Genomic DNA, 12,794 nt, shown 5'->3' with positions numbered 1-12,794 from the left:
CGCAACCCGCTCGCCGGGCGTCGCTTTCGAGGGCAAGGGTTTTGGTCTCATCTTCGTTCCTTCGTCACTACGACGAGACCAAAACCCTCCTCTAAACTGAACCCTCAATCTGTCTCATTGGCGCTGACGGCGGACAGGCCAGCGTCCATGCCATCGCCAGCGCCGCCTTGGTCTTGAGGGCAAGAGAGCCTATCGTCATGAGCCGCACCTTACGCGCCACGCGTTCCGTTGCGGTTGCCGAGCAGGGTTAGCGAATTGCTTCTTTCCAGCGATCTGTGGGTGTCGGCCCTGATCCGCCGCGCCGAGCTGGGCGGGGCCTTCGCCACTGTCGCGCGCAAGGGTGACACGCGCGCGGGCACGGTGATCGTCAAGGCGTTCGACACCTTGAGCCGTCGCGCCAGACTCTATAGCGAGGCCTTCGGGCCCGACGGCGAACGATTGTGGATGCAGCCCGTCGAAAGCGACTTCGAGAGTGAGCTGGACGCCTATGTGCAGCGCCAGATCGGCTACGATCCCGACCTGTGGGTGGTCGAGATCGAGGATCGCCAGGGGCGGCATTTCATCACCGAGAAGGTGGCGGGGGCGTGATTGGTGGCCGCCGCGATTGCAGTGTCTTCGTCGAACCGAAGTGGTGGGCCCGGCAATCACTGATCACTAATCACTAGCCACCTCTTCCAGTGCGAAAGCCTTAACGACGTTCGGGAACGGAACGGCAAGCGAGACCCCCTATGGTCATCGATAACGGGCCAACATGAGCCCGGAGATGGTGGGTGCCGACGATGCTGTTTCTTCTGAACGACGTTGTGTTTGACCTGGACGAGGCCTGCCCGGTCACGCCCGGCGACGCGCGCCGTTTCGAGATGCTGGGCTTCGACTATGTGATGGAGCTCGGCTGCGAACTGTTCGCCGAGAACCCGTTTCTGCAACAGAACGATCCCGAGCGCGCCCGTCGTCTGGCCTGGCTGATCCATGACCGCTCGCCGGAGGTGAACGCCGCCCTGTTCGCCGCGCCGGACACCGGCTGCGACCCGGCTCTGGTCGAGCCGCTGTTCTGCGCCCTACCCGCGACCATCATGCGCCAGCTGAAGACCCGCGAGCGCAGGGGCGAGCTGAACGCCTTGACCGCCGACCGCGCGGTCTGGGGTCGGATGGCGGCCTGATTTCCTTGGCCGCCAAACGATCGAGGGATTGCACGCATCCCGTCAATGTGGACTGATCGGCGCAACCTCGGAGTTGCCCCGTCATGCGTTTCATCCAATCCGCGCTCGGCGTGTTTCTCGCCGCCGTCATCGCCTTCGCCCCCGGACTGGCCCGCGCCGAGTGGCTGAGGGCCGAGAGCGAGCATTTCGTCATCTATGGCGACACGAGCGAAGGCGAGATCCGCGAATACGCCCGCAAGGTCGAACGCTTCCACGCCATGCTTGAGCTGTTCATGCCGCCCCGCAACGCGGACATCGTGGCACCGAAGCTCGACATCTACATCACCAACGGCCTGGCCGAAATGCGCCAGATCTGGCCCGGCATGCCCGACACGGTGGCCGGCTTCTACAGCCGCAGCTACGACGGCATATATGCGGTCTCTGACGAACGTCGGGGAGGCGACGAGACGCTGTTCCACGAATACGCCCACCATTACATGTACCAGCACCAGAACGACGCCTATCCGGGCTGGTTCGTGGAAGGCTTCGCCGAGTATTTCGCGCCATCCGACATGCGGATGGGCCGGATTACCTACGGGCTTTGGCGAGACGGCCGCGTCATAGCCCTGAACGACTCCAGGGACTGGCTCCCGATGGAAGACGTGCTGCGCTCGCGTCTGAGCATAGGCTCGGCAAGGTGGGGCGGTGCCTACTATGCCCAAGCCTGGCTGCTGACCCACTATATGCTCGGTTCTCCCGAAAGGAATCGCCAGCTCTCAGCCTATCTCGGCGCCGTCGGGCGGGGCGCGGACCCGATCGATGCGCTGAGCGAGCATGTCGGAACGACGCCGGAGCAGCTGACGCGCGACCTGCGCAGTTATCTGGGTCGCGGCATCACCAAATACACGTTGACCGAAGCCCTGCCGGTGGCTTCGGTCGAGGTGGCGCGGCTCCCGCGCAGCGCCGGCGACACTCTGTGGCTGCGATTGCGCGCTACCCGGGCCGTTTCGGAGGCGGATCGCCCGGCCTTGCTGGCCCGGGCCCTTGCCACGGCGGATCGTCATCCCGAAGACCGTCTGGCGAACCTGACCTTGGCCAGGGTTCAGCAGGCGGTCAAGGACGCGACCGCCGCCCGGGCCACGCTGGAGCGCGTGATCGCCGCCTATCCCGAGGACCCCGAGGCGCGACTGTTGATGGCCACGCTGCTAATGGACCAGGCGGACGACACAGAGGACGTGGCCGGGTTGTCGGCCCTGAAGCGGCAGGCGCAACGCCATCTGGGTGTCGCCTATCAGGCCGACCCGATGGATTTCCGCATCTACCGTGCCCTGGCCCGCAGCCGCCGTGGCCAGCCGGGCTATCCCAACGAGAGCGACTTCCAGACCCTAGAGTCCGCCTATGCCCTGGCACCCCAGCTTCCGGCCAACGGCATTGACTACGCCCAGGTCCTGATGACGCGCGGACGGGCGCTGGAAGCAGTGGTCGTACTGTCGCCACTGGCCAATAATCCGCACGGCGGAAGCGGCCAGGCGGCGTTGCGCGAGCGGCTGGACGAGGCGCGGCTCGCGGCTGGGCTGCCGGCCATCGGCGGCGACGCCCCTCCGCCTGAACCGGAGGAAGAGGCGGCTCCACCCGAGGATGAAGACGGCGGCGCCTGAGTGACTTTCGCTCCGGTCCGGGGTAACTCCCGCCGCCCAACGGATCGAACATGTCGAAACTGACCCTCGCCGAGGAGGCCCTGCGCCGCAGGACCTTCGCCATCATCGCCCACCCGGACGCCGGCAAGACCACGCTGACCGAGCATATCCTGCTGGCCAGCGGGGCCATCCGCGCGGCCGGGGCGGTGCGGGCGCGCGGCGAGAACCGGCGCACCCAGTCCGACTGGATGAAGATCGAGAAGGAGCGGGGCATCTCCGTCTCCGCCTCGGTCATGACGTTCGAGCACGCCCCGGCCGACGGCATGGCCCGGATGTTCAATCTGCTCGACACGCCAGGCCACGAGGACTTTTCGGAAGACACCTACCGCACCCTGACCGCCGCCGACTGCGCCATCATGGTGCTGGACGCCGCCAAGGGCATCGAGCCGCAGACGCTGAAGCTGTTCGAGGTCTGTCGCCTGCGCGATATCCCGATCATCACCTTCATCAACAAGCTGGACCGCGAGGCCCGGGACCCGATGGCCCTGCTGGACGAGATCGCGTCACGCCTGCAACTCGACCCCGCCCCGATCTGGTGGCCAGCCGAGAGCGGCAACCGTCTGCGCGGCATGGTCGAGATGGGCACGGGCCGGTTCCAGCCCTATGCCCGCAAGCCTGCCGGCTCGACCGAGGAATTCCCCCACCCCGAGGCCCTGCCGCTGGACGAGGCCGCCCGATATTTCGAGGCCGGCGAGCATGAGGCGCTGATCGAGGCCCGGGAACTGGTCGAGGGCGGCTATCCGGCCTTCAACCGCCAGTCCTTCCTCGAAGGCCATATGACGCCGGTGCTGTGGGGCTCGGCCCTGCGCCATTTCGGCATCGACGAACTGCTGGCCGCGATAGGCGAATGGGCGCCGCCTCCGAAAACGATGAGGGCCCAGAAGCACGGCGCCGTGGCCGGTGCCCGCAATGCACCCGAGCCCGTCCCCTCCACGGTCCAGCCTGGCGATACCGAGGTCACCGGCTTCGTCTTCAAGGTCCAGGCCAATATGGACCCCAACCACCGCGACCGCATCGCCATGTTCCGCATGGCCTCGGGCAAGTTTCAGCGCGGCATGAAGCTGAAGGTGCAGAACACCGGCAAGCAGTTGAGCGTCAACGCCCCCATCATGTTCTTCGCCTCGGACCGCGAACTGGCCGACGACGCCTTTGCCGGCGATGTCATCGGCATTCCCAACCACGGCGTCCTGCGCGTTGGCGACAGCCTGTCCGAAAGCGGCCTGATCCGGTTCGCGGGTCTGCCGAATTTCGCCCCGGAAATCCTGCAGCGGGTGCGGGTCAAGGATCCGCTGAAGGCCAAACACCTGAAGAAGGCGCTGGACGGCCTGGCCGAGGAAGGCGTGACCCAGCTGTTCCGCCCCGAGATGGGCAGTGACTTCATCGTCGGCGCCGTAGGCCAGCTGCAGTTCGAGGTCATGGCCGACCGGCTGGGCGAGGAATACGGGCTGGAGGTCATCTTCGAACCCAGCCCCTGGGCCGAGGCGCGCTGGATCATGCCGGGATCGGGGGGCACCAAGGCCGATCTCGAGGACTTCATGTCCAAATACCGCGGCCAGATGGCCCGCGACATCGACGACGACCCGGTGTTTCTGGCCAAGTCGAGCTGGGAGACCGGATATGTGATGGAGCGGTTCCTGAGCGTGGCCTTCACCAAGACCAAGGAGCGGGGCTGAGCGTCAGCTTCCGTGGCTTCGATCCGTCACGATCGCGGGTTAGATCGGTAGGACAACCCCGCGTGGAGTGATCGGAATGCGAATCGAAAGATGGCTAATCGGCGCGGCTGCGGCGGCCTGCCTTCTCATGCCGGGAACCGCGCAGGCGGAATGACGGCGCGCCGAGACCGAGCGCTTCATCGTCTACAGCGACGGGTCTGAGCGGGGGATGCGCGACTATGCCGTCAAGCTGGAGCGGTTCGATGCCCTGATGCGCGGACAGTTCGGACTGCCGGCGACGACGGGCGGGCGCAAGCTGCCGGTCTATCTTGTCGGTGGGCCCAGCGAGCTTCGGAAAGTCAGGCCGGGCCTGGCGCGCGGCGTGGATGGATTTTATTCCGCCAGCGAAAGCGACGTCTTCGCCGTCCTGCAGCGGGGGATCGACGACGACATCCTGCTGCACGAATACGCGCACCACTTCATGTACCAGAATTTCCCCGGCGCTTATCCCGGCTGGTTCACGGAAGGCTTCGCCGAATTCTTCATGACCGCCACGGTTGATGAACGCGGCACGGCGACGATTGGCGACCGCAATCGCGGACGCCAGGCGCAACTGGTCCAGGAAGCCTGGCTGCCGATGGACCAGCTTTTGATCCGCAGGCCGCTCGACTTCCGGGATCGCGAGGCGCGCCAGGCGTTCTACGCCCAGTCATGGCTGCTTACCCATTACATGATTCAGGACGGCGATCGCCGTCGTCGACTGGACGCCTATCTGCAAGCGACGGCGCGCGGACAGGCACCGGTTGAGGCCTTTCAGGCTCATTTCGGCCAGACCCCGGAGCAACTGACCCGGGCGCTGCGGGACTATCTGAACGGCACCATGCCCTTCATTGAGTTGCAGACGCCGATGACGACGCCAGTGATCCAGATGTCGTCGCTGCCGACCAGCGCCGACCAGGTGCTGCTGACGACCCTCAACCTGCGCTATCCGCAGGAAGAAGAGTCGCAGACCCAGCTGCTGGCGGACGTACGCGCCGCCGCCTTGGCTTGGCCCCAGGACCCACTGGCGCTGACGGCCATGGCGCAGGCGGAACTGGCCTGGGGGGAGACGTCTGCCGGTGAGGCCGCCCTAACACGTGTGCTGGAGTCCGATCCCGCGAATGTCGAGGCGCTGCGGCTTATGGCCCAGGCCCGCATTAAGGCGGGCGACGACGCCGGCGAGTCCGAGCGTCGCGTCACGCTTTACCGTCAGGCGCGCGGCTTCCTGGCCCGCGCGATCGCGGCCGATCCCTCCGACTATTGGCTCTACGCCGCCCTGGGCCGCAGCCGCCGCGGATTTCCGGGCTACACCGACAACAACGATGTCCAGACTTGGCGGGTCGCCGCCGCACTGGCGCCGCAGGTGATGTCAATCCGGGGCGAGGCCGCGGACGTCATGGTCCGTCACGGCCTGCTGGATGAAGCCGAGGCCCTTCTGACGCCCGTGGCCAACAATCCGCACGGCGGCGGCAACGCCGAGCAGGCGCGCGAGCTTCTGGCCCGGATCGCCGAGCGTCGCGCGACACCCGCGACCTGAACGACTGGTTCTCCACGGCCAAGCCGAACCAGCAGCGCGGCGTCGCGTTTGCAAAGGGAGCGAGAGGGACGTCTGATGGTCCCGAAGCGGGACGGAGCGTGCGGCGGACCATGTTCGAATTCGGCCGGGACCTGAGAAAGCTGTTCGAAAAGGCGCGCGAGAGCGACGATCTCGGCTGGCTGGAGTTGATCAGCGCGGACCTGGTCGAGGCGGAGGCGCGGCGCGAGAGCATTGACGCGGGCCGCGTGTCCTGCGCCCGCCCCTTCGACGCCGCGATGCGCGCCTCGACCCTGTGGCGCGAGCACGCCCACCGCGCGGGTCGACGCTCCAGCCTGGATCGCGCGGCGCGGGCCGCGTCCGAAGCGGCCCGGCTCGCGACGTCGGGCGATCAGACCGCTGCGGCGGCGATCGAGGCGGGCGAGATCCATCTGTTGAAATTCGATCTGTTCGGCGGCCCGGAGGCGCTGACCGCCGCCTTGGCCGACGTGCAGGGACTGTCCGCCGAGCGACCGGCGACGCGCGCCCTCGCGGCGGCGCTGCTCGCCCGGCTGACAACGCGGCGGGCCCGGCTGTCGGGCGACGCGGGCGGGATGCTGAATGCCGCCGCCCTGCTCGACGCGGCGATTCACCAGGCCAGGGGCCTGCCAGCCATGGTCGGCGACGTGTTGAGACTGGACCGCGCGGCTCTGGCGCTGGAAGCGGGCGTGACCAGGCGCGATCCGCGACTGCTGGATCAGGCCGGACGCGACCTGCGCGCCCTGATCGAGGCGGCCTCGCCAGACTACCGGCCCCTGACGCGCGCCCGCGCCCTGGCGCTGGCCGGAGCCGGTTTGAGGGCCCTGGCTATGCTGGCCAAGGACGACGACGCCCTGGCGCAAGGCCGGGCCCTGTTCGAGGCGGCGGCCGATCAGTTCACCCCGGATCACAGCCCTCTGGACTGGGCGACCATTCAGCTGGCGCGGACCGACGACGAGACGCCGCTGATGACGCTGGCGCAGGTCGAGGCCCTGACCCGCGAGCCGGGCCTGCTGCTCGGCACCCTGGCGCGGGAGCGGCGACAGGCGGCGGAAGTTGCGCTGGCCGAGACCATGGGCGACGTCGAGGGGTTGATGGGTCTGCATGCGCTGGTGTTGCGCCGCCTGTCGTCGGGATCGTCGCGACCGCTCGACTGGGCAGCGGACCAGATCATCATGGCGCGGATCACAATAGCCGTTGGGCGGCTGACCGGAACGCCGCCAAGGGCGGTCGGCCTGATGCTGGCGGAAGCCATCGAGACGGCCCGCGAACAGGGCGCTCCCGCGCTGGTGGAACGCGCCATGCTGGCCATGCCGGAAGGTGGGAAGGCCTGACGGCGGCTAGACCATTTTTGCTTCAGGTCGAATCGACCTGAATCCAAAAAAATGGTCCAGAATCATGCTGGAGCGAAATCTGAGCCTTGATGGACTGCGTCCATCAAGACCGATTTCGCTCTAGCCGCCCAGCGCCACGAACCCGCCGTTGCCGAACCCCGGCTTGCCGTAGCGCAGCGTCTGGCCGTCCTCGGCCATGACCCGCCCGCCGGCGGCCTCGAGCACGGCCTGACCCGCAGCGGTGTCCCATTCAGAGGTCGGACCGGTGCGCGGATAGGCGTCGAACCGCCCTTCGGCGATCAGGCAGAATTTCAGCGACGAATCCGTGCCCTGCCAGTGCACACAGCCGTGGCGCGACGCCAGTCGGACGGCTTCGGCGTCGGTCATGCTGTGGCTCATCACCGCCATGGGCGAGGCGGGCCGGTCGCGGACCTTGATCGCCTGCCAGCCTTCACCGAAGCGGCGGCGCGCGGCGCCTGCGCCGGGCGTGACGCTGCGCCAGGTGGTCTGGGTCGCCGGGGCGGTGACCACACCCGCGACGGTCGCGCCAGCGTGGACCAGGGCGATGTTAACGGTGAAGCTCTCGCGGCCCTCGACGAAACCGCGGGTGCCGTCCAGCGGATCGATCAGCCAGAACCAGTCGGCGGCTTCGGCCGGGGCACCGTTGGCGGCCACGGCTTCCTCGGCCACGGTCTGGACGCCGGGATACAGAGCCTCAAGCCGAGCCAGGATCAGGGCCTCGGCCTGCTGATCTGCCAGGGTGACGGGGCTGTCGTCCGACTTGGTCTCGACCGCCACGCCGTTGCGCCAGTAAGGAAGAATGACACGCGCGGCGTCCTCGGCGATATCGGCCAGGGCCACGGTCAGGGCGCCGGACGCGAGGTCGGCGGTCAGTCGTTTGATCATGGCGCGGGATTAGAGCATCGAACCGGTTTCGCGAACCGGCAAATCAGGTCAGCGTCCGACGCAATGTCCGACTGTTGCTCCGGAGCCCTATGACCGACACCTCCTCCGCCCTTCCTGACGGCCAGGCCTTGGCCGCGCTGGTCGCCGGCAAGCTGTGCCACGACTTCATCAGCCCGGCGGGCGCGATCAGTTCCGGCCTCGACCTGTTGAAGGATCCGACGGCCCAGGACATGCGCGACGACGCCATGAGCCTGATCGAGGCCAGCGCCCGGAAGATGGTCGCCCTGGTCGCCTTCGCCCGCGTCGCTTTCGGGGCCGCCACCTCGGCCGAGCGGTTCTCGGGGGCGGAACTGGGCGATCTGGTTTCGGGCCTGACCGAGGGCGGTCGCGCGACCCTGGACTGGAAGGTCGAGGACACGACCTATTCCAAGTCGCAGGCACGGGCCTTGGTCAATCTGGCCTATCTGACCGTCGCCGCCCTGCCATCCGGCGGGATGGCCACGCTGAAGACGCGTCGCGACGACCAGACCATCGTGTTCGAAGGCGTGGCCGAAGGAGCGCGGGCGCGACTGAAGGGCGAGGCCGTCGCCGGTCTGGCGGGCCTCCCGCTGGACGAAGGCCTTCAGGGCCAATGGATTCAACCCTATTGGCTGTGGCTGACCGCCCGTGACGCCGGGGGGGCGCTGGACGTTCAGGCCGAAGAGGGACGCGTGGTCCTGATCGCCCACATGCCTAACTGACGCTTAAACGGGTTTCCCAAGGACTCGTTAACCGGCCCGGGGCGATCATGGTGGACGGACACACGCCGGCGTTGCGTACCGAATTCGTTGATGGAAACCGACCCTTGACCCCCAGAACCTGTCTGATCGTCGACGACAGCCGGATCATCCGCAAGGTGGCTCGGCGCATCGTCGAGGGCCTCGGCTTCGAGGTCGATGAGGCTGCGGACGGGTCCGAGGCCCTGGCCTTCTGCGCCGGCGTCATGCCCGAGATCATACTGCTGGACTGGTCGATGCCCGTCATGGACGGCATGACCTTCCTGCGGCGTCTGCGCACCCTGCCGGGCGGAGCCGGGCCCAAGATCCTGTTCTGCACCATCGAGACCCGCGCCGAACGCATCGCCGAGGCCCTCTCCGCCGGCGCCGACGACTATGTGATGAAGCCGTTCGACGGCGAAATCCTGACGTCCAAATTCGCCGAGGTGGGAGCCGTCTGAACCCATGTCGCCGGAAGACTTCGATCGCCTCCAGACCCTGATGGCCACGCGCGCCGGCTCCCGGCTTACGCGCGACCGGATGAAGCTGGCCGAGCATCGTCTGGGTCCGGTGGCGCGCCGCGAGGGGTTCGAGACGGTCGAGGCCATGATGGCCGCGCTGTGGGCCAAGCCCGTTGCCCGACTGGGCTGGTTGGTGATCGAGGCGCTGCTCAATCCCGAGACCTGGTTCCGGCGCGACCGCCCGACCTTCGACACCTTCGCCCGCGAACTGCTGCCGGTCCTGTCGGCGGCGCGGCAGGGCGCGCCGATCAAGGTCTGGTCAGCCGGTTGCTCGACCGGTCAGGAGGCGTGGTCGCTGGCCATGGGCGCCCTGGACGCCGGCCTGACCGCCGAGATCGTGGCCACCGACCTGTCGCAGCGCGCGCTGGAGAAGGCGCGGTCCGGCGCCTACACCGGCTTCGAGATTCAGCGTGGCCTGAAGGCGAGCACGATGCTGGACTGGTTCGACCAGGTCGAGGACAACTGGATCGCCAACGCCCGACTGCGCTCCGCCGTCCATTTTGCCCGCGCCAACCTGTTGGACGCGTCGAAGGACGAGCACCGCTTCGACGTCATCTTCTGCCGCCATGTGATCTGCGACATGGAGCCGGCGCGACGGGCGGGCGTGCTGGATAATCTGGAGCGGCGGCTGGTCGATGACGGCTGCCTGTTCCTGGGACCCGACGAGCAGTTGGCAAACGACAGCCTGGCCTTCCGCCCCGTGGCCGGACGCAAGGGCCTGTTCGTCAAGTCTCCGGCGGCGCTCAGCCGGGCGGCATAGGGGGCCAGGGCACCCTCGCCATTACCCTCGCCAATGCCCTCGCGGCCTGCGCGCGGTTGCCCATCCGGTTGGGCGACCACCCTGCCAGTAACCGCAATCGCGCTTCCCGGATGACGCGGCACCTCAGCCCGGCTAGGCTGGGCGCTTCGTCGGGGGAGGATGTATTATGCGGCTGCTGTGGCTGTTCGGATCGCTGGCGTTGGCGCTGGCGATCGCCGTCCTGACCTTGCAGAGCCCCGCGCCCCTGCCCGCCAACGCTCCGGCCATCGCCTTCTCCGCCGGACGCGCCATGGTCGATGTGCGCGAGATCGCGCAACGGCCGCATCCGGTCGGCTCGGCCGACCATGCGCGGGTGCAGGCTGTGCTGCTGCAGAGGATGGGGTCCCTGGGCCTGCAGACCTCGACCCAGACCGGTCCGCTTTCGCCCAGGGCGGTGCAGCGGATCGAGCGCCGCGGCGGTTCCGCGTCCGGGATTGAGCTGACCAATCTGATCGGCGTCCTGCCCGGGGCCGATCCGCGTCTGCCCGCCGTCGCCCTGATGGCCCACTATGACACGGTGCCCGACTCGCCCGGCGCGGCCGATGACAGCACGGGCGTCGCCGCCATTCTGGAGGCGGTGCGCGCCATTCGTGCCCGTGGTCCTGCGGACCGGACCCTAGTCGTCCTGCTGACCGACGGCGAGGAGTTGAACCTCGACGGCGCCCGCGCCTTCTGGGGCGGTCACCCCCTTCGCGACCGCATCGGCGCGGTGATCAATCTGGAGGCGCGCGGCGGCGGCGGCCGGGCCATGATGTTCGAGACCGGACGCGGCAACGCCGAGACCATCGCCCTGTTCGGCCGAGCGGGCGTCAAGGCGACGGGCGGGGTCTCGTCCAATTCACTGGCGGTGTTCGTCTATGAGGCCATGCCCAACGGCAGTGACTTCACCATCCCCAAGGACCGCGGCGTCCAGGGGATCAACATGGCCTTCATCGGCCGCCCCGAACAGTATCACACGGCGGCCTCGACACCTGAGGCGCTCGACCAGGGCAGCGTCCAGCATATCGGATCGCAGGCGCTGGAGACAGCGGACGCCCTGTTGCGCGCGCCCGCCCTGCCCGCCGCGACGGCCAATCTGGTTTATGCCGACCTGTTTGGCCGCGTCATCCTCGGCCATCCCCCGGTCATGGGATGGGGACTGCTGGGACTGGCCTTCCTCGGCCTGGGCCTCGCCGTCTGGCGCGCGAGAGCCCAAGCCGGCCTGACCTTCGCCGACGCCGGGCGGGGCGCGATTGATGGCCTGTGGTTCCTGTCGACGGGGCTGGTGCTGACCCAATTCGTACGACTGCTGGCCGGGCCGCTCTCGGCCCGGGCCGACAGCGCCGACGTCTATTACACCCTGCTGGCCCGGCTGCCGTGGATGGAAGCGGGTGCGGCCCTGACCGTTCTGGCCGTAGCCCTGGCCCTGTTTGGTGGCCGGACGCGCCTCGACCGTCGGATCGTCGCGGGCGCAATCGCCATGGCGGCGGTCGTGGCCCTGGTCCTTGGCGGACTGAATCCGATGGTCATCGGCGCAGCGGTGGTCGCCATCGGCCTGTCGCTGGTGCCCGGCCTCGCCGCGCGCTCGACCTGGGGCGGATGGACCGGCCTGGTCGGCCTGATCCTGATCCTGGCCACCGTGGCGCAGAGCCTCGCGCCCGAGGCCGCCTTTCTGTTCGTCTGGACCGGGTTAATGGCCGCGGTCGCCGCCGCCATCGCCGCCAGCCTCGACCCCGGCCTGACCCGCCCCCGGTCGCTGGCCGTCGTGGCTGTCGCTGCCGTGCTCGGCGGCGCATGGATCATGGGCCAGGCCCACACCGTCTTCCTCGGCGTCGGCATGGACCTGCCCGGCGCCTTGGTCATCCTGGGCCTGCTGGTGCTGATGCTGTTGCGGCCGCTCGGCCCCGAGCGAGGTCAGGCCCGGCCCCTGCTGATCGCGGCGGTCGCGGCCCTGCTTGTCGGCGGCGGCCTGTCGGTCGCAGCCCAGGTCGTGGTGCCGATGTCAGCGACTACCGAGAGCGGCTAAATCCCCCTATCTGCTGAGTCAGATCGGCGGTCGTCGTTTTTGTCGAGCTTCAGCAGGCGATCCCCCCTACGTCAAATTCGGACGCACCGACAAATCGCCCAAAAAGAACATATTGGCAACCAGAACAAACCGTGTACTAACTGCGTCTCAACAGGGAGCGGGTCCAGGCGGGTCTCTCCCGAAAACCAGATGGGAATCATGGCAAGGGAGAGTGGCAAGGTGGCAGCTCAGGCGAATCTGAAATTGGTCAGCAGGGACGACGGCGACAAGCAGCGCGCGCTGGAGGCGGCGATCGCGCAGATCGACCGGGCCTTCGGCAAGGGCTCGGTGATGAAGCTGGGCAAGGGCGGGGTGGTTCAGGCGATCCCGTCGGTCTCGACCGGATCGCTGGGCCT

11 protein-coding genes and 1 pseudogene are annotated in these 12,794 nt (G+C 67.9%); 11 read left to right on the top strand and 1 reads right to left on the bottom strand.

Annotated features, from left to right (window positions below; translation table 11 throughout):
* Positions 1-255 precede the first annotated feature (255 nt).
* The 6 genes from ACESMO_RS10480 (at position 256) to ACESMO_RS10455 (ending at position 7,413) form a co-directional block, all read left to right on the top strand.
* Positions 256-588, top strand: a complete 333-nt coding sequence (locus ACESMO_RS10480) for a DUF1491 family protein (protein ID WP_372708097.1) — start codon at positions 256-258, stop codon at positions 586-588.
* 191 nt (positions 589-779) lie between these two features.
* Complete coding sequence (locus ACESMO_RS10475; protein WP_372708096.1) at positions 780-1,160, top strand: hypothetical protein; 381 nt, start codon at positions 780-782, stop codon at positions 1,158-1,160.
* Positions 1,161-1,243: 83 nt separating this feature from the next.
* Entirely contained in the window at positions 1,244-2,797 is a 1,554-nt protein-coding gene (locus ACESMO_RS10470) for a DUF1570 domain-containing protein (protein WP_372708095.1), read from the top strand.
* 50 nt (positions 2,798-2,847) lie between these two features.
* A complete protein-coding gene (locus tag ACESMO_RS10465; RefSeq protein ID WP_372708094.1) occupies positions 2,848-4,509 on the top strand; it encodes a peptide chain release factor 3 in 1,662 nt (553 codons plus the stop codon).
* A 208-nt stretch (positions 4,510-4,717) separates the two neighbouring features.
* Positions 4,718-6,064: a DUF1570 domain-containing protein gene (locus ACESMO_RS10460; protein ID WP_372708093.1), complete on the top strand. Its 1,347-nt coding sequence runs from the start codon at positions 4,718-4,720 to the stop codon at positions 6,062-6,064.
* A 110-nt stretch (positions 6,065-6,174) separates the two neighbouring features.
* Positions 6,175-7,413, top strand: coding sequence for a hypothetical protein (locus ACESMO_RS10455; protein WP_372708092.1), 1,239 nt, complete (start codon positions 6,175-6,177; stop codon positions 7,411-7,413).
* Positions 7,414-7,533: 120 nt separating this feature from the next.
* Here the strand turns inward: ACESMO_RS10455 and cysQ are convergent, their stop codons facing one another.
* Positions 7,534-8,319: a 3'(2'),5'-bisphosphate nucleotidase CysQ gene (cysQ, locus tag ACESMO_RS10450; protein WP_372708091.1), complete on the bottom strand. Its 786-nt coding sequence runs from the start codon at positions 8,317-8,319 to the stop codon at positions 7,534-7,536.
* 89 nt (positions 8,320-8,408) lie between these two features.
* Between cysQ and chpT the strand changes: the two genes are divergently transcribed.
* The 5 genes and pseudogenes from chpT to ACESMO_RS10425 form a co-directional block, all read left to right on the top strand.
* Positions 8,409-9,059, top strand: coding sequence for a histidine phosphotransferase ChpT (chpT, locus tag ACESMO_RS10445; RefSeq protein ID WP_372708090.1), 651 nt, complete (start codon positions 8,409-8,411; stop codon positions 9,057-9,059).
* 104 nt (positions 9,060-9,163) lie between these two features.
* Positions 9,164-9,535 carry a PleD family two-component system response regulator gene (locus ACESMO_RS10440; protein WP_372708089.1) on the top strand — a complete coding sequence of 124 codons (372 nt, stop codon included), beginning with the start codon at positions 9,164-9,166 and terminating at the stop codon, positions 9,533-9,535.
* 4 nt (positions 9,536-9,539) lie between these two features.
* The gene (locus ACESMO_RS10435; RefSeq protein ID WP_372708088.1) at positions 9,540-10,355 is read left to right on the top strand and encodes a protein-glutamate O-methyltransferase CheR; all 816 of its coding nucleotides are present in this window, start codon (positions 9,540-9,542) and stop codon (positions 10,353-10,355) included.
* Between the two features lie 166 nt (positions 10,356-10,521).
* Positions 10,522-12,399, top strand: coding sequence for a M20/M25/M40 family metallo-hydrolase (locus ACESMO_RS10430; protein WP_372708087.1), 1,878 nt, complete (start codon positions 10,522-10,524; stop codon positions 12,397-12,399).
* 219 nt (positions 12,400-12,618) lie between these two features.
* A pseudogene (locus ACESMO_RS10425) lies at positions 12,619-12,794 on the top strand (DNA recombination/repair protein RecA); the annotation flags it as partial.

The organism is Brevundimonas sp. (assembly GCF_041688735.1).
Taxonomy (GTDB): Bacteria; Pseudomonadota; Alphaproteobacteria; order Caulobacterales; family Caulobacteraceae; genus Brevundimonas.
This window is presented reverse-complemented; position numbering and strand designations above follow the sequence as displayed.

Bases quoted from the DNA above. Each gene is read 5' to 3' on its own strand.
- ACESMO_RS10475 (WP_372708096.1), top strand. From the start codon at position 780: ATGCTGTTTCTTCTGAACGACGTTGTGTTTGACCTGGACGAGGCCTGC.
- ACESMO_RS10470 (WP_372708095.1), top strand. From the start codon at position 1,244: ATGCGTTTCATCCAATCCGCGCTCGGCGTGTTTCTCGCCGCCGTCATC.
- ACESMO_RS10465 (WP_372708094.1), top strand. From the start codon at position 2,848: ATGTCGAAACTGACCCTCGCCGAGGAGGCCCTGCGCCGCAGGACCTTC.
- ACESMO_RS10460 (WP_372708093.1), top strand. From the start codon at position 4,718: ATGCGCGACTATGCCGTCAAGCTGGAGCGGTTCGATGCCCTGATGCGC.
- ACESMO_RS10455 (WP_372708092.1), top strand. From the start codon at position 6,175: ATGTTCGAATTCGGCCGGGACCTGAGAAAGCTGTTCGAAAAGGCGCGC.
- cysQ (WP_372708091.1), bottom strand. From the start codon at position 8,319: ATGATCAAACGACTGACCGCCGACCTCGCGTCCGGCGCCCTGACCGTG.
- chpT (WP_372708090.1), top strand. From the start codon at position 8,409: ATGACCGACACCTCCTCCGCCCTTCCTGACGGCCAGGCCTTGGCCGCG.
- ACESMO_RS10435 (WP_372708088.1), top strand. From the start codon at position 9,540: ATGTCGCCGGAAGACTTCGATCGCCTCCAGACCCTGATGGCCACGCGC.
- ACESMO_RS10430 (WP_372708087.1), top strand. From the start codon at position 10,522: ATGCGGCTGCTGTGGCTGTTCGGATCGCTGGCGTTGGCGCTGGCGATC.